Annotated in this window: 11 protein-coding genes and 1 pseudogene; 7 read left to right on the top strand and 5 right to left on the bottom strand. The window is 61.3% G+C overall.

Going from position 1 to position 16,151, the window contains the following annotated elements:
- Nucleotides 1–23 precede the first annotated feature (23 nt).
- The 6 genes from AAF358_00900 to AAF358_00875 all read left to right on the top strand — a co-directional run bounded on the left by AAF358_00900 (nucleotide 24) and on the right by AAF358_00875 (nucleotide 7,331).
- Entirely contained in the window at nucleotides 24–2,012 is a 1,989-nt protein-coding gene (locus AAF358_00900; protein ID MEM7704075.1) for a hypothetical protein, read from the top strand.
- Nucleotides 2,013–2,129: 117 nt separating this feature from the next.
- Nucleotides 2,130–2,345: a hypothetical protein gene (locus AAF358_00895; protein MEM7704074.1), complete on the top strand. Its 216-nt coding sequence runs from the start codon at nucleotides 2,130–2,132 to the stop codon at nucleotides 2,343–2,345.
- Between the two features lie 57 nt (nucleotides 2,346–2,402).
- Nucleotides 2,403–2,951 carry a thioredoxin family protein gene (locus AAF358_00890; GenBank protein MEM7704073.1) on the top strand — a complete coding sequence of 183 codons (549 nt, stop codon included), beginning with the start codon at nucleotides 2,403–2,405 and terminating at the stop codon, nucleotides 2,949–2,951.
- Between the two features lie 365 nt (nucleotides 2,952–3,316).
- Nucleotides 3,317–3,997, top strand: coding sequence for a hydrolase (locus tag AAF358_00885; GenBank protein ID MEM7704072.1), 681 nt, complete (start codon nucleotides 3,317–3,319; stop codon nucleotides 3,995–3,997).
- Between the two features lie 213 nt (nucleotides 3,998–4,210).
- The gene (locus tag AAF358_00880) at nucleotides 4,211–5,467 is read left to right on the top strand and encodes an alginate export family protein (protein MEM7704071.1); all 1,257 of its coding nucleotides are present in this window, start codon (nucleotides 4,211–4,213) and stop codon (nucleotides 5,465–5,467) included.
- Nucleotides 5,468–5,489: 22 nt separating this feature from the next.
- Nucleotides 5,490–7,331 carry an amidohydrolase gene (locus tag AAF358_00875; protein MEM7704070.1) on the top strand — a complete coding sequence of 614 codons (1,842 nt, stop codon included), beginning with the start codon at nucleotides 5,490–5,492 and terminating at the stop codon, nucleotides 7,329–7,331.
- Nucleotides 7,332–7,441: 110 nt separating this feature from the next.
- Here the strand turns inward: AAF358_00875 and AAF358_00870 are convergent.
- The 3 genes and pseudogenes from AAF358_00870 to AAF358_00860 form a co-directional block, all read right to left on the bottom strand.
- Nucleotides 7,442–8,935 (bottom strand): annotated as a pseudogene (locus AAF358_00870) (aldehyde dehydrogenase family protein).
- Nucleotides 8,936–9,158: 223 nt separating this feature from the next.
- Nucleotides 9,159–9,587, bottom strand: coding sequence for a DCC1-like thiol-disulfide oxidoreductase family protein (locus AAF358_00865; GenBank protein ID MEM7704069.1), 429 nt, complete (start codon nucleotides 9,585–9,587; stop codon nucleotides 9,159–9,161).
- Between the two features lie 199 nt (nucleotides 9,588–9,786).
- On the bottom strand, nucleotides 9,787–10,410 hold the full coding sequence (locus AAF358_00860) for a glutathione S-transferase family protein (GenBank protein MEM7704068.1): 624 nt from the start codon (nucleotides 10,408–10,410) through the stop codon (nucleotides 9,787–9,789).
- Between the two features lie 221 nt (nucleotides 10,411–10,631).
- Between AAF358_00860 and AAF358_00855 the strand changes: the two genes are divergently transcribed.
- A complete protein-coding gene (locus AAF358_00855) occupies nucleotides 10,632–12,398 on the top strand; it encodes an alpha/beta hydrolase (protein MEM7704067.1) in 1,767 nt (588 codons plus the stop codon).
- A 45-nt stretch (nucleotides 12,399–12,443) separates the two neighbouring features.
- Here AAF358_00855 and AAF358_00850 read toward each other — a convergent pair whose 3' ends face one another.
- On the bottom strand, nucleotides 12,444–12,881 hold the full coding sequence (locus tag AAF358_00850) for a GNAT family N-acetyltransferase (protein MEM7704066.1): 438 nt from the start codon (nucleotides 12,879–12,881) through the stop codon (nucleotides 12,444–12,446).
- A 22-nt stretch (nucleotides 12,882–12,903) separates the two neighbouring features.
- Complete coding sequence (locus AAF358_00845) at nucleotides 12,904–16,062, bottom strand: glycosyl hydrolase (protein ID MEM7704065.1); 3,159 nt, start codon at nucleotides 16,060–16,062, stop codon at nucleotides 12,904–12,906.
- Between the last annotated feature and the right edge of the window lie 89 nt (nucleotides 16,063–16,151).

The raw sequence follows: 16,151 nt of genomic DNA, 5'->3' as shown, positions 1-16,151 counted from the left end.
GGAGCGACTAAGGAGGAACGCCTGTGTTTCGTCACACCCCTGAAGCGATCATTTATCTTGCCGCCCTGCTGGCCGCGACGCCGGTTCTAGCGCAGGAACAACCGGCCAACAGCTTTAACCCCGCCACGCTGGGCACGCTCGACGCCATTGCCTTTGACCCCGTCTCGGGAAACGTGTTTATCCACGAGTCCTTCGGCATGATTCACCAGTTCACCCCCAGCGGCGTTGAGGTCGGGACGCCGCTGCCGACCCCCGGTACAAGTTCCAACGATATCGACCTGGACTTCGCGCCGATCGATATCAGCGTCGGCGCCACGCTCGTTTCGCAAGACACGCTGCTGATCGGCAACGGTGAACGCGATCCCGAAACCATCTATGCCGTCAGCATTGCCGATGGGTCGATCATCGCCAGCGCCCCGCTGCCTGAGATGAGTTCGCAGACTGTGGGTGTGGCTTATCACGCCTCTCGAGACACGCTGTTTGTCCTGGACTGGACCGGCGATCAGCTTTTTGAGGCCAGCAGCGTCGACGGCACCATTCTCAACACCTTTCCCGTGGCGCCGGCCGGCACGCCGGCTTATGACGTCTTCTTCGGCGACGTGGAGGTCAGCCAGAGCACCGGAAATCTGTTGATTGTCAGCAGCGCCAGTAGCGGGCGAATGCGCGAGCTGACGGCCACCGGGGAGTTCGTTCGGGACGTTGACCTGAGCGGCGGCCCCAGCAGCAACTTTTCCGGCATCGCGCTCGATGACGAGACAGGTGATATCTGGCTATCCACCACCTCTGGCGACGTTCTACAGTTCGGAGCGCTGGGCGACATCCAGTCGGTTGACGAAGAAACAGCCGTCGCCGGAGACACCTTCGGGTCGTCGGTTGCGGTCGACGGCAACCTGATGGTGGTGGGTCTGCCCGGGTCTGACTTGACGGGCACTGATGCCGGAGCGGTGGGCGTTTACCGCATCGAAGGCGGCACCACGGTGCTGGAGACGGTGTTGCCGGTTCCCGACGGATTTACCGCGGCGGGTTTTGGCGCTTCCGTGGCCGTGTCCGGCGATACGATTGTTGTCGGCACGTCCGGTGAGGTGCCACCGGCTAAGGTTGGCGCAGCGTCCCTCGCTGCCGCCATTTTTCAGCGACGCGCCGGGGGTGGAGGCTTTTCCTTCAAACAACCCCTCACCGGCAACGGCATGTCCTCTGGCACCGGCCGTTTCGGGGCTGCTGTCAGCATCAGCGGTGATTCCGTGGTGGTCGGCGCGCCGGATGACGACGAAGACGAGATGCCCGGCATGGGCACGGGCGCTGCTTACGTTTTCCGTCGGCCATCTCGCGGCATGCCCTTTCAGCCGCCAACGAAGATCAAGCCTCCCCAGCCCGATCCCGCGGCACGATTTGGCGCCTCGGTTGCCGTCCGTGGCCGGAAGATTGCGATTGGGGCGCCCCGTGCAAAACCCAGCGGCGGACCCGCAACCGGTTCCGCTTCGATCTATGACGCCGTTGCGGGGGCGGTCACCCGGCTGGGTAGCGTCAGCGGCTCAGGCAGCGGCGAGGGCGCACGGTTTGGCAGTTCGGTGAACGTGGACAATGACGGTACGGTTTTGGTGGGAGCACCCATGGAAGCCGAGCCCGGCAAACCCAGTCGAGGCACGGCGTACCTGTTTGGCACCACATCGCCGTTGCTCAACCAGATCAGCCAAATCAAACCCGAAGACCCGGTCGACGACGGCGAATTTGGTGCTGCGGTTGCCATTGATCGTGGCACGATCATCATAGGGTCTCCCCGGGCCATCAACGGTGGTATCCCAAACGGCGCGGTTTACCGCTACCGAAAGTCCGGAAACACGGTCAACCAGGTCAGTCGAACGGCGCCGCTGCCGGGACAAACCGGGCTGGGCGCTTCGGTGGCCGTCTCCGATGATCGGGTGCTCAGCGGCGCCCCTCAAACCCAGGGTGATGTGGGCAGCGCGCTGCTGCAGCTCGACACCGGGTTGATCTTCCGCTCGGGGTTCGAATAGACCCGCGATGATCGCGGGCCAAGCGGGCGGCGAGCGCGACGGCTAGCCGCGCCCGGCTGAGACACAATCCGACGGGCTGCGTCCCTTCTTGTGTTCGACACGCAAGAGGGACGGAAAATGGGAGCCAGAACCCTGGTCGGGTTTGCGGCCGTAGTTTTCGGTAGCACATGCCTTGGGCAGAGCCCCTCGCCGAATTCAACCGCGTGGCTCGAAGACGCCGGTCCGAACCTGCTGCAGATCAACCCTTCAGCCATTGCGGCGGCCGATCTGGATGGTGATGAGGACCTCGACTTGGTGGTCGGGTATCGGCCTGCCTGCGGCAGCAAGTATTGACGCTGAAAAATGGGGTACGCTGCATCGGGTTGTTCTCTTGGATTGGTGACCGACCCGATGAAGCTGGAATCGCAGAACGTATCCCTTGGCACACCGGCTCCGACATATTTGCTGCCCGATGGTGACGGCAAAACCTGGAGTCTGTCGGACGTTCAGGGTGACAAAGCGACGCTGGTAGCGATCATCTGCAATCACTGCCCGTTTGTCGTGCATATGGTTGCGGCGTTTTCGCGCTTCGCCTCTGAATACCAGCCGAAGGGACTAGGCGTCGTGGCCATCAGCGCCAATGACGTAAGCCGCTATCCCGCGGACAGCCCGGAACGAATGGCCGAGTTTGCCCGGCAGCACGGCTTTTCTTTTCCCTACCTTTACGACGAGTCACAAGAGGTTGCCAGAGCCTTTAAGGCGGTCTGCACGCCCGACCTGTTTCTCTATGACGCGGAGCTGAAGCTGGCCTATGCGGGTCAGTTCGACGCCAGCCGTCCCGGCATGTCGGCCGGCAACGGCGAAGATCTCCGCCGCGCGGCGGACGCTGTCCTGACCGGAAACCCGGCACCCCAGCCGCACTTCCCCAGCGTTGGCTGCAGCATTAAGTGGAAGCCCTGAGCGATCCAATCCCATCTCCACCGCCGATTCCGGGACCGCGGCGGTCACGTTAGTTTTTCTTAAGCGACAAGCAAAACTAATCGTTTGTCGCAGGCCGCGCTCGCTGGGAACATAGCGCCGTCAGTCGAGGCCGGCAACCGAATCGCCGGCTAAAAGACGCTTTATCCATTCCGCTAAACGTCCTGGTTCAGGACCCATCGCAGCCGAATTTATTGTCTCTATTTTGGATACATTATGTATATTTTTTAGCTTATTGTTTCTGAATACGAACTACGGATAATGCTTCGCCAGAGCTAGGTAGAAACACTTAACGCGGCCAAGTCGCCGCCATCGACAACTTTTCACTCAACTTGCAGGACACCATCATGACCACTAAACCCGAACTTCTCACACCCCAAAACTCGCAGATCATTTTTATTGATCAACAGCCCCAGATGGCTTTTGGCGTGCAGTCTATCGACCGCCAAACGCTGAAGAACAACGTTACGGCGCTGGCCAAAGCCGCCAAGCTTTTCGACATTCCCACCACGATTACCACCGTGGAGACCGATTCCTTTTCCGGCCACACGTTTCCGGAACTGCTTGGCGTTTTTCCGGAAAAAGACATCCTGGAACGCACGTCCATGAACTCCTGGGACGACCAGAAAGTCCGCGACGCGCTCGCCGCCAACGGACGCAACAAGGTGGTGGTTTCAGGCCTCTGGACCGGCATCTGCAACAACATGTTTGCTTTCTCCGCCATGGCTGACGCCGGCTACGAAATCTACATGGTGGCGGACGCTTCCGGTGATACGTCCAAGGAAGCTCACGACAACTCCATGACGCGGATGGCCCACGCTGGCGTTGTGCCGATGACCACGATCCAGACCATGCTGGAATGGCAGCGCGACTGGGCGCGGCGCGACACCTATGACGGCCTGATGGACATCATTCGCGAGCACGGCGGTGCGTACGGTATGGGCGTCGACTATGCCTACACCATGGTGCACAAAGCGGACGAACGCGTCTCTCACGGCAAGGTCATCGATCCGGTGGCAGCCGGCTGAAGCTGGCCCTGAGCTGCGCCACTGTGGGCCGACGCCCCGGAGGAGACTCCGGGGCGTTCGGCGCTTTCCAGACCGGGTTACATCCAATGGTGCGGCCCGCAGCCGCGGTCTCCCTCAGCCCAAAACCATTTGCTCATGTCGTACGCACTTCGCTTAGCTACCGGTCAGCGGATCAAGGGGCCTACGCGGCCGCGCCGCCAAAGGTCGGTATCGGTGCTCGTAGCGCTGCTGGGCGCGGTGATCATCGTCGTCGGCTGGAGCACCAGCGCGCTCGCCCAGGACTCCGAGTCATGGCGGCCGTTTCTCGAGCTGCGAGAGCGCTTTTCCTATCTCAACGCGTTCGATTTTGACGCGACCAGTCCGGACGCTGACGCCCTCTGGGCGCAGCGGCTTCACGTCGGAGCTGACTACGAGAGCGAAGGACCACTATCCGCCAGGGGTGTTCTCGTCAGCGCCATCAATCGCGGTGGTCAGGTCAATCCCGTCGAACGCAACAATCTCGATATCCAGGAGGCGTGGCTACGTTACTCAAACGACAACTGGTCAGCCACGTTGGGTCGTCAGCAGCTTAAGCTCGGTTCGCAGCGACTCGTGGCGCTTCGCCTGGGAACCAACGTCGTTCGGACATGGGACGGGCTCAGGATCTCCGGCAACCACGGCGGCTGGCGCTGGGATCTGTTCGGCCTCCAGCTCGTTCAGGTCGAGCCAAACGGCAGCTTCAACGATGAGAGCGACGGCGGCCGCACGCTGGCAGGGCTTTACGCAACGCGAGGTACCGCGACCCTCGGCGCGGACTTCTACTACCTCTACGCCCGCTTTGATCAGCGCCGAACGATTGAAGGGGTCGCCGACCAGGATCGTCATACGGTCGGTGCTCGCCTTTTCGGCGAGCGCGGACCCTGGTTTTGGAACTGGGAAGCCATGTACCAGTTTGGCGAGCAGGATCTGGGGGCCCAGGAACAGGACATCCGCGCCTGGTCACTCGCAACCAACACCGGCTATCGCTTTTCAGCTCCCTGGTCACCAGCGGTCATGCTGTCAGTCAACGTGGCTTCCGGCGACGAGCAGCGTGGGGATGGTCGCCTTGAGACCTTCGACGCGCTCTATCCGCGCGGCAACTATTTTTCTGAACTGGCACAGCTTGGGCCATCGAACTTCGTCAACGTGAACCCCTATCTGATGCTGGAACCGAGCGAACGGCTCAGCCTGAGTTTTGACGTCAACCTCTACTGGCGCCGGGAAGAAGCTGACGGCGTCTACGGCCCCCCCGGCAACATCATTCGCGCGCCCTTAGGGTCGACCGCAAGATTTGTGAACACCGCTTTTTCCGCCTCAGCTGAATGGGCGTTGAGTAAGAACTATCAGCTGGGCCTGGCCCTGACGCGCTCGCGCCCCGAACGTTTCATCGAGGAAACCGGGCCGTCCGACAGCACCAACTTTATCGAATTTACCTTTGAAGCCGGCTTTTGATTGCGTCGGCTGGGAGCTAACCATGCACAGCAAAAACTTGTCTGAAGCCGGCTTTTCCCGGCGCCAGTTTGTCGCCGGCACGGGTGCCGGCCTTCTGACCGCGCTGGGCTCCAGCATCAGTCTGGCCCAGTCGGAAGCGGAACTCATTCTGACCGACGCCAATGTCCTGACCCAGGACGTGATACGCCCGAATGCTCGTGCCATCGCCCTGCGAGGCGGGCTGGTTCAGGCAGTTGGCGACGATACCGCCGTGCTGGCATTGCGGGGCAAGCAGACGCAGGTCCTTTCCCTGGGCGGCCGCACCGTCATCCCGGGGCTCAACGACAGCCACATGCACCCGACGCGCGCCGGTCGGTTCTATGCGTTGGAGCTTCGCTGGGACGGGCTCTCCTCGCTGACGCAAGGGCTGAATATGATCCGGGAGCAGGCGCGACGGACGCCGGCCGGCCAGTGGGTGCGCGTGGTCGGCGGCTGGTCTCCTTACCAGTTTGCCGAGAAACGGATGCCCACGCCGCAGGAGCTGACGCAGGCGGCACCGGATACCCCCGTCTTCGTCCTGTTTCTTTACAGCCAGGGTTTCCTCAACAAGGCGGCCGTCGACGCACTGGGACTCAAAGCGGGCAATCCGACACCGCCGGGTACCAGGCTGGAGATCACCCAGGACGGCGGCGCCATTCTTCATGCGACGCCCAACCCCGACCTGCTCTACGGGACCATCGGCAGGCTGCCTCAGCTCAATACGGTGCAGCAAGAGCGGTCAACGCAACATTACTACCGCGAGCTGAACCGCTTTGGGCTAACCAGCGTGATCGACGCCGGGGGCGGCGGGCATCGCTTTCCCAACGACTACGCGGGCTCCGAAGCGCTGGCGCAGGCCGGCGAGCTCCCGATCCGAATCTCGAAATACCTGTTCCCGCAGAACAAAGGCCAGGAGATCGGAGAGTTCCGCCGCTGGACCCGGGACTGGACGATCGGCGTCAACCGCGCAGAAGCCATGATGAATGCCTATGTGGTGCGCGGCGGCGGAGAATTCCTGGCGTGGGCCGCTGGCGACTACGAGAACTTCCTCGCCGACCGCCCGGACATCACCACCCGGCCCAAGTGGCGTGAGCAGCTGATCGAGGTGACACGACACCTCCTGGCCAACCGCTGGCCGCTGCGAATCCACGCCACTTACGATGAGTCGATGAATCATGTCATGGACGTGTTCGACGCCGCTCACGCGCTGGAGGTGGGTGAAGGCCGGCTGGGTTTCGGCGGCATCCGCTGGGCGTTTGACCACGGCGAAACAGCCAAGCCCGCAACGCTTGCCCGCATCAAAGCGCTGGGTGGAGGACTCGCCATGCAGGCCCGCATGGCTTATGCCGGAGAGTACTTTCTGGAGCGCTACGGCGCCGAAGCCACCCGTCGCGCGCCGCCGATGCGGGACGTCATCAACGCTGGGCTGCCGCTTGGCCTCGGGTCTGACTCGACGCGCGTTGCCAGCTATAACCCCTGGCTGACGCTCTACTGGGCGACCACCGGCCGCAGCGTCGGTGGCACGGAGCTGCACGGGGAAGAACAACGCCTCACCCGCTCAGAGGCGCTGTTTCACCACACCGTTGGCTCCGCGTGGTTCAGCCAGGAAGAGCAGCTCAAAGGCAGACTCAAGGTCGGCCAGTTTGCGGACCTGGCCGTGCTCAACGCCCCTTATCTGGAGGTGGATGACGAGGACCTTCGCCACATCGAAAGTGAGCTGACGGTCACCGGCGGCCGGGTGGTCTACGGCAGCGGAGACTTCGCCAGCCTGGCACCGCCGCTGGAGCGGATCGGACCTTCCTGGTCGCCGCTGACGGACTTCGGCGGATTCCAGCGAAGCGCCTAGGCGTGGTCAATGCGAGCGACCGCTCAATACGCTGTGGTGCATGCAGAGTGGAAAGCTTGCCGATTGCGTGGCGAGGTAAGTTGCCAGCGCGATAGCGTTATTTCCTGAGCTTAGAGCTTCACCGCGACCGACTTGGTCTCGGTGAACTGGAGCAGAGCCTCCTCACCATTTTCCCGACCCCAGCCGGATTGCTTGACGCCCCCGCAGGGCAGCGCCATGTCTGGTATTCCGTGACAGTTCACCCACACGAGACCTGCCTGGATATCGGCCGCCATCTTGTGAGCTCGGGATAAATCCCGGGTCCAGATGCTCGCCGTGAGCCCGTAGCGGGTCTCGTTGCCCAGACGAATGGCCTGCATGTCATCATGGAAAGAGGTGGTCGCGAGCACCGGGCCAAATATCTCCTCCTGCATAATGGCCATCGAGTGGTTCACCTGATCGATCACCGTAGGCTGAAAAAGATACCCGGGGCGTTTCTTCACCGGCTTGCCGCCGACCAGCACGTTGGCCCCGTCAGCTTTGGCTTCCTCGACGCGACCATGCACGCGCTCGAGGTGCTGCGCAGAAATCAGAGGACCCATTTCCACCTCAGGGTCTCGGCCGGATCACAGGCGGGTGCGTTTGGCAATTTCCACGATGCCCTGGATCACTTCCTGATAAATCGGCTGCTGCACGTAGAGCCGCGATCCCGCAACGCAGACCTGCCCGGCGTTGGCAAAGATGGCGGCCGCAGCGCCCGGAATCGCCTGCTGGAGATCTGCATCATCAAAAATAATGACCGGCGACTTTCCGCCCAGCTCCATGGAGACCTTTTTCAGATTTCCTTTGGCCGCTTCAACGATACGCTTCCCGGTGTCGGTCGAACCGGTAAACGCCACCTTATCGACGTCGGGATGGGCGGCGAGAGCTTTCCCTACGACTGCCCCGTCACCGTGGACGATGTTGACGACTCCTTCGGGGATCCCCGCTTCGGCCACCAACTCGCCTAGAAGATTGGTGGTCAGCGGCGTCAGCTCAGCGGGTTTCAGCACGACGCTGCAGCCGGCCGCCAGCGCCGGCGCCAGCTTCCAGGAGGCCTGCACGAGCGGCCCATTCCAGGGCACAATCAGCGCAGCAACGCCTACCGGCTCTCGCAGTGTGTAGACGTGGAAACGGGCGTCACCCGCGCTGGAAATCTGTTTGGTGGTGCCTTCGATCTTGGTGCACCAGCCCGCGAAATAGCGAAAACACTCAGCGGCAAAAGGTACCTCGTCGTTGGTGATGTTCCGCTGCGATTTGCCCGTGTCCAGCGCTTCGAGCTCACCCAATTCACCGGCGCGCTCTTCGATCAGGTCTGCGAGCCTCCAAAGAATCCGAGCTCGCGCCGCGGGTGTCATCTGTCGCCAGGGACCTTCCTCAAAGGACTGCCTCGCGGCTTTGACGGCTAGATTGGTGTCCTCTTCGGTCGCCTGCCAGCACGTTGTGATGACCTTGCCAGTGGACGGATCAAAGATTTCCCGGGGCTCGGGATCGGAAGATTCAATCCACTGACCGCCGATGAGCAGCCGATGGGTCTCAGCAAGCCGCTGCTGGCTCGCCGCGGTGATTGCACGGGTTCTGGTCATGTTTCCCCTGCCGTTTTTTCGGGCTCGCCGGCAACGGCCTCAGCCGATGCGAAATCCGAAATCTCCACTCCTTTGCAGGGCCGCTAAATCTTGCCTTCGGTATGCCTGCACCTACCCGAAATTTTGCCACAGTTCGCGGCGGCTCACTCTGGTGAACTGTCAGTTAGAAGCCTGGGCGGAACGCGCAACCGGGTGTGCCACATGGGTCCGTTGAGGTTTTGGGTCAATCGGAAAGCTCGTCCTGATCGCGATTGAGTCGCTCAGCCTGTCGACGCACGAGCCGACTCGCGAGTTTGCCGCCGCCAACCCGCGTGAGAAGAGGGCGAACGAAAATGAGCGATTGATACGCAAGGTGGGCAACCGGGGATTTCCAGAAGCGCGCGGCACGCTTCATTTCCTGAGATTCGTAGATCTGAGCGATGGCCTCAGCACCCCGGTACCAGGCGCCGTCGCTCCCCCGAACGTGGATGGTACGCAAGAGTGCGGCCTGGGTCAGGCCGTCACGTTCCGCCGCGTCGTCGTGGAAATCATCCCCCGCGCAGTCGACGAAACGCAGCCTCTGGTGACGCCGATCGGCTTTGCGAAGCTGATCGGCCTGCTCCACGCACGCAGAGCACGCTCCGTCGTAATACACGTAGAAACGGGTGGCCACAGCGAAAACATTACGCGGCCCCGCGTTGTTGTTCCGTGAGGGCGCAATTGATGGGCTAGCGCCCGCCGCCTGGCGACCCTGGCAGCGCGGAGAACTCGAATCGCTGCGGATGTGGAAAGCTGCCACCCCCATCCAGTAGAGTCTCAAGATCTTCGAGCGAAAGCGTTAAGCGATCATCGTTCTGCTGACGCCTTTAGAATCAGGCCCCTTGCTGCGCCGCAATCAGCTCCTGGTCGATCGCTTTTGCCTTGGTGTACGCCTTACGTTGACGCAGCCGCTCGGCGTACGCCTCAAAGGCGGGACGCGTTGGTATCGTGCCGAACTGTAGCCCCCAATCAACCGAAGATCCGACGTAGACGTCCGCGGCGGTAAAGCGGGCGCCGCAAACGAAGTCTTTGCCGGACACCGCGTACTCGATGGCGTCAACAGCAGCCTCGTAGGAACCATAGCCGGCAGTGGCCTGCTGCTTGGCATCCGGCTCGAGCTGGAACACACTTTTGTTGGTGATCGCCTGCTCGAGGGGGCCGGCGGTAAAAAACAGCCAGCGATAGTAGTCCGCGCGTTCCTCCGCGGTTGGCGCGAGTTTGGCCTCCGGGAAAGCCTCCGCCAGATAAGCGCAGATCGCTGCGGCCTCGGTGACGACATGACCATTGTGGGCCAGCGCCGGGACCTTGCCCATCGGGTTGATCGCCAGGTAATCGGCCGATTTCATTTCCGGCCCGTACTCGACCAAAACCTGTTCGTAAGGCTGCCCTACTTCTTCCAGCATCCATCGTGCAATCTGGCCACGGGACATCGGGTTGGTATAAAAGATTAAAGACATGCGCTGGCTCCAGTTAACCGCGTGAATGTTGTTGGGGCCCAACCGAGAGGGACGTCGGACCTGCGTCTGCTTATTGTCGCTCAATTTTGCCTCGCTGCTGTTGCGACGGGCTGACGAAATACGGATTGCCTAGCCGAAAGTGCCTTCATCGAGGCGAAAAGGCGGTAACTTTTGGATGCCCGGATCGTATCACCACTGGCAGCACTAGCTAGAGACAAACTGTGACCAGACCCCTGCGCCTGACGGCCGCTTCGATTTACCTATTCCTGCTGGCAAACCTGGCTTTTGCCGACCAAGACGATCGAACCGTGATTAAGGGGCAGGTCAACGACGCACAGCAAACGCTCGTGCTGAACTCTTCTCCGCCACCTATCAGTGACGGGTGGTCGGTTTCCGAGCACCAAGATGACGTCAAGGTGGCTGTGGATCCCGGTGGTGAGTTCCGCGCCGAGTTTGTTGCTAGCGCCTCCTTTCATCGGCTCAGCCTTGCCGACAGGACCGTTGAGGTCTTTGCGCCGCCCGGCAGCGAGATTGAGGTAAAGATCCCAGGCGCTGATGGGGCTGTCACTTTTTCAGGACAGCACGCCGCGGAAAACCGCTTGCTGCAAGCATCGCTGGCGCTACTGACTGACAGAGAAAAGGAAATATCCGACGACTACCGCGCTTTCTTTGCGGCCGATTACGCAGATTTTTCCCGAAGCGTCACGCAGCAACAGGACGAAGTTCGCGCAACAATTGCCGGGCTCAGCCGCTCCGACAAGCTACTGCATGATGACCTGCGGAAGCGGATCGACGTTGAGATCCAAAGCGCTTTCGACAATCTGCGTCTCTACTACCCGGGCCTTTACCGGGAGATCACCGAGAAATCGGTGCCGGCTGAAAACGACTATTTTCTGGCGATTGCCGAGAGCCGTCTAAATGATCCCCGAGCGCTATGGTCACCGCGCTTCATCCGTTTCATCGACAAGATTGTCCAGTTCGAGTCTGCCGGGCCCGCGCGCTTCGACCATCGGGACAAGCCGCGCGAGAAGCTCCTGTCACGCTATCAAACCATTGACAGCCTGAGCGCAGCAGCAGACATCAAGAACTACCTCTACGGCCAGATGTTCAACACGTTTCAGGTCAACTATGGACCCGCCGACTGGGAACGGGTGTTGGTTCAGTTCGAGCAGGATTACCCGGCTCACCCGCTCCTGGCGACCGTCAAAGCCCAGCATCGAGAAGAGATGGCGGAACGGGAGCGGGCCGACCGCATCGAGATCTTCCGACAGGTCGATGGCGTCGACCTCGAGGCACATATCTTCTTGCCCAAAGGCCACAAGGCCGGCGATCAGCGTCCGGTGCTGCTGACATTCCACGGGGGTGGCTGGGCAATCGGGACTCCCGAGTGGTCTTACACCACCGCCGAAAAGCTGGCGGCCCAGGGCATGGTGGCTGTCTCCTTTGAATACCGGATCGCCGACGTCCATGGGTCAAACATGTTCAACGCGATCGAGGACGTTAAGGCCGCCGTTCGCTGGGCCCGAGAAAACGCGGTGCGGCTGGGCATCGATCCAGACCGCGTTGTGGCGGGCGGATTCTCCGCCGGCGCTCATCTTGCGGGCGCCAGCGCCATTCTGTCAGCAGATGACCCGAGCGAAGCAGACTCTAGACCCAACGCGCTGATCCTGCATTCCTCTACCTACAACACCGGCAAAAGCTCCTTCTTTGAAGCCATGACCGACGGCCAGGCGAAAAAGGTTTCCCTCTTTCATAACGTCCAGTCGGGGCTGGTCCCTGCCATCCTGTTTCACGGCAAATACGACTACCTGGCCCCGGAAACTGAATTCCTAGAGTTTGTCGGCAGGATGGAAGAGCTGAACAACCCCTTCGGACATCACCTGTTTGAGGTAGGCCACTTCTTTCGCAACGACGAAGCGCGAAAGCGCGTTGACGATTTGACCCTCCGATTTCTTACCCAGAACGGGATGCTCGATCCTGCTGAGTGACCGCGGCCAGTGTGAGCTAGCCTAAGTCGATCGGGAGGTGCTGGTTCACAACCTGCAGGCGGCAAAGTGGTGGCTGGTGATGTCGAAGCCGTGGCGCAGATAGAAGCGGTGCGCGGCAAAGCGCTGGACACCCGAGTCGAGATGGAGCTCCTGGCACCCGAGTTCGCGGCCATAAGCTTTTAGCCAGCTGATCAGCGCACTGCCGGCACCCGAGCTTCGATGAGTTTCATCGACGACCAGATCATCAACGTAGATGTGTTTACCCCAGGCCAGCTTTTCGCAGACAACAAAACCCGCAACGCCGATGATCCGGCCGGCTGTGCGCGCGCAGGCGACCTGGTAGCCCGCCTCTCGCTGTTTATTGATCTGCGAGCGCAAACCCGACTCCGAGTATTGCGGCCGAAGCTGCGAGAGCACGCTCGCAGCTTCAGCGAAATCGCCCTCACCAGAGACGAGGTCGACGTCGATCGGTTGTGCGCCCACGTTCTTGCTAACGCTTGAATCGCTACTGAACGATGCCCCACAGCGCCTGCGGCAGCAGGGCGTTCCAGCCAGGCTGCCACGTGACTGTGGAGAAGCTCGCCATGCCTTCTTCCTCGTTCCACTCGGCCCGATCGAGCACCGTCAGCGCATCCAGGCCGGCCGCACCAAGCTGGTTATTCACGTCCTGAAGCTTTGACACCAGCAGGGAGTCGCTGGCTTCCAGTGCGTCCGTCAGCTCCTGCCCAAGGGTGTCGCGGCGGCTCAGCTGTGTGGCGCTCGGGCGGCCGTCATAGCTGGTCACGTTGCCGTACAGCGTTCCGAGGCGTTCGCGAAGCTGTTCTTCGCCGCTGATCATGCCGCCCTTGCTGGAAGACAGCGACGTCCGGAGCGTTTCAAGCTCATCAGCATAAGCTTCGAGCGCCTCAGCGAGCGCTTCGTCCGCGCCGTCAGCATGCTTCATCGCCTGCGACCGGACCTCAATCAGGTTGTCTGACAGGAAGGTCAGATCGTTGATCATGTCGTAGAGCTCCAGCGCCAGCGTTTGCTGAGCGACTCGATCGCGCTTTGAATGGGGCGTTCGGGGATCAGCCACCAGCTGTACGTTGGTCTCCAGCGTTTCTTTCCCTTTGGTCAACACGGCCCGGTACTCACCTTCCGGGACTCGCGGCCCAAGAAAACCCGGGACCAGATTGGTGGCCGGCGGGAACTTGGGCGCCTTAAAGCGCATAGGCCATTCCACCCGGTTCAGACCAATGCGCTTACCGCCCGGCAGCGTGGCGATCAGGCGATCGTTTTGGTCGTACACGTCCACCTTGAGGTCGCCGAACAGGTGACGCTTTTTCAGGTAATAAACAATCGTCGCGGACTGCGGCGGATTGTTGCCGGTGAACGTGTCGTTGGCGCCAAAAGTCTGCAGCTGCGCGTTCAGCACCATGGGCGCTGCGCGGGTCGGCAGAATCGCCACGTTGGCGTCGATGATCTCCTGAGTCAGGCCGCGCAGCGGCGTGATGTCGTCGATGACGTAGACGCCACGCCCGTGGGTCCCGATAACCAGGTCGTGTTCGGTGGGATGAACAACGAGGTCATGAACCGCCACCTTCGGCAGGTTTTGAGAAAAACGCGCCCAGTTTTCGCCGCTGTCGAGGCTGATGTACAAACCTCGCTCGGTGCCTAGAAAGAGCAGCTCGGGATTGACCGGATCTTGCTTGACCACCCACGCATAGCCTTCGATGGCATCGCTGGCGAGGGCCGTCCAGGATTGTCCAAAATCGGTCGTCTTGAACAGGTAGGTTTCCATATCACCCCGACGGTGGCCGTCGAAGGTGACAAAAGCAGTGCCTTTGTCGTGGGGGCTGGCTTCAACGCGCGATACCCACGTGCCAGCCGGCACACCCTCGATGTTGCCCGCCACGTTTTCCCACGCGCGACCGCCGTTCCGGGTGAGCTGGACATTACCGTCATCGGTACCCACCCAAATCATGCGGTGATCCAGCGGTGATTCGCTGATCGAATAGATGGTGGTGTAGTTTTCGGCGGTAGTGTTATCGACGGAGATACCGCCGGACTCGGCCTGACGCTGACCTGCCGGATCATCGGTTGTCAGGTCGGGGGAGATCGCCTCCCAAGATTCGCCGCGGTCGCGGCTCCGAAACAGGTACTGCGCGCCGTAGTAGATCGTACCGGGTTTGCTGGCACTCAGGTGCAGCGGCGTATTCCAGTTGAAGCGCAGCTGCTCCTGGCCCTCTTCTGGCGCCGGCTGGATGCGCTTGATCTCAGCGGTCTCCCGGTCGACCCGCTTGAGCTGGCCACCCTGATACTCGGTGTACAGGATGCGATCATCCGTCGGATCGGGGAATGACCAGAAACCGTCCCCGAAACCAATATTTTGCCAGTGCCGGTTCTGGATCCCGCCTGGCGCCTGTGACGGCCCCATCCAGGAGCCGTTGTCCTGGAGCCCGCCATACACGTTGTACGGCCAGCGCGAATCGACGGCCACGTGGTAGAACTGGCTGACCGGCAGGTTTGCCACGTGCCGCCAGTTGAAACCTTTGTTCTCCGAAACGTACACGCCGCCGTCGGTTCCCAAGAAGACCTGCTGCGGATTGTTCGGGTTGATCCACAGCGCATGGTGGTCGGGGTGGATGGACACGGAAAAGCCCGCCCCAAACATGCCAGAGAAGCTGTCCCCGCCGTCAACGGAAACCGTCAGGCTGAAACCCGGCTTGTACACGCGATCCGGGTCATTCGGATCCACCACCAGCTCACCGAAATAGAATGGCCGCATCTGGATGTTTCCGGAGTCGTCCTTTTCGGTCCAGGTGTCACCGCCGTCGTCGGATCGATACAGCGCGGTGTTCTCACTTTCGATCGTTGCGTAAACCCGCTCGGGTTCAGACGCCGCCACGGTGACGGCAATCCGCCCTTTCTCGCCTTCGGGAATCCCGTCCGTCATCTCCTCCCAGGTGTCACCACCGTCGGTGCTCCGATAGAGCCCGGAGGTTTCGCCGCCCGATTCGAAGAAGTCCGGATAGCGCTGGACGTACCACATGCCGGCATAGAGCGTGCCGCCGTCGGGGGTCATCGCCAGGTCGGAGCAGCTGGTGGTGTCGTCGATTTTGAGCACGTTGTCCCAGGTCTGTCCGCCATCCTGGCTGCGGAATACGCCGCGGTCACCACCCTCAGCCCACAGGTGACCCAACGCGCAGACAAACACGACGTCGCTGTTTTCCGGATGCACCAGCAGCTCGGCGATATGGTCGCTGTCCTTGAGCCCCATGTGCTGCCACTTGCTGCCGCCGTCTGTAGAACGATAAACACCGTCACCGGGAGCAACCGTGTTGCGCACCCAGCTTTCGCCCGTGCCGACCCAGATGGTCTCGGCATTGCTGGGGTCGACGCGCACCGCACCGATCGACTGCGTGTGCTCGTCAAAAATCGGCTTGTAGACAATGCCACCATCATCGGATTTCCAGACTCCACCACTGGCCGTGCCTACGTAGAGCGTCACCGGCGCTTCATCGCTGGCCACGCCGTCGATGGCCGAGATGCGGCCACTCATCACGGCTGGCCCGATGCTTCGTGCGCTCAAACCCCCAAACGTCGATGACTTCAGCTCAATGGCGCCCTGCGCCCCCGTGGCCAGTGCAATGGCCGCGACACAGAAAGTGGTGCGGATGCTCATAGGTTTCCCCTGTACGTGCTCAAAAACTGCGGGTTGACGCCTGACAACTCGTCAGGCGCCTCCCGGCAAGTGCCCCCACTTGGAAGGGG

This window comes from Pseudomonadota bacterium, assembly GCA_039033415.1.
Taxonomy (GTDB): Bacteria; Pseudomonadota; Gammaproteobacteria; order Xanthomonadales; family SZUA-38; genus JANQOZ01.
This window is presented reverse-complemented; position numbering and strand designations above follow the sequence as displayed.

Bases quoted from the DNA above. Each gene is read 5' to 3' on its own strand.
- AAF358_00860 (MEM7704068.1), bottom strand. From the start codon at position 10,410: ATGTCTTTAATCTTTTATACCAACCCGATGTCCCGTGGCCAGATTGCA.
- AAF358_00845 (MEM7704065.1), bottom strand. From the start codon at position 16,062: ATGAGCATCCGCACCACTTTCTGTGTCGCGGCCATTGCACTGGCCACG.
- AAF358_00890 (MEM7704073.1), top strand. From the start codon at position 2,403: ATGAAGCTGGAATCGCAGAACGTATCCCTTGGCACACCGGCTCCGACA.
- AAF358_00875 (MEM7704070.1), top strand. From the start codon at position 5,490: ATGCACAGCAAAAACTTGTCTGAAGCCGGCTTTTCCCGGCGCCAGTTT.
- AAF358_00885 (MEM7704072.1), top strand. From the start codon at position 3,317: ATGACCACTAAACCCGAACTTCTCACACCCCAAAACTCGCAGATCATT.
- AAF358_00895 (MEM7704074.1), top strand. From the start codon at position 2,130: ATGGGAGCCAGAACCCTGGTCGGGTTTGCGGCCGTAGTTTTCGGTAGC.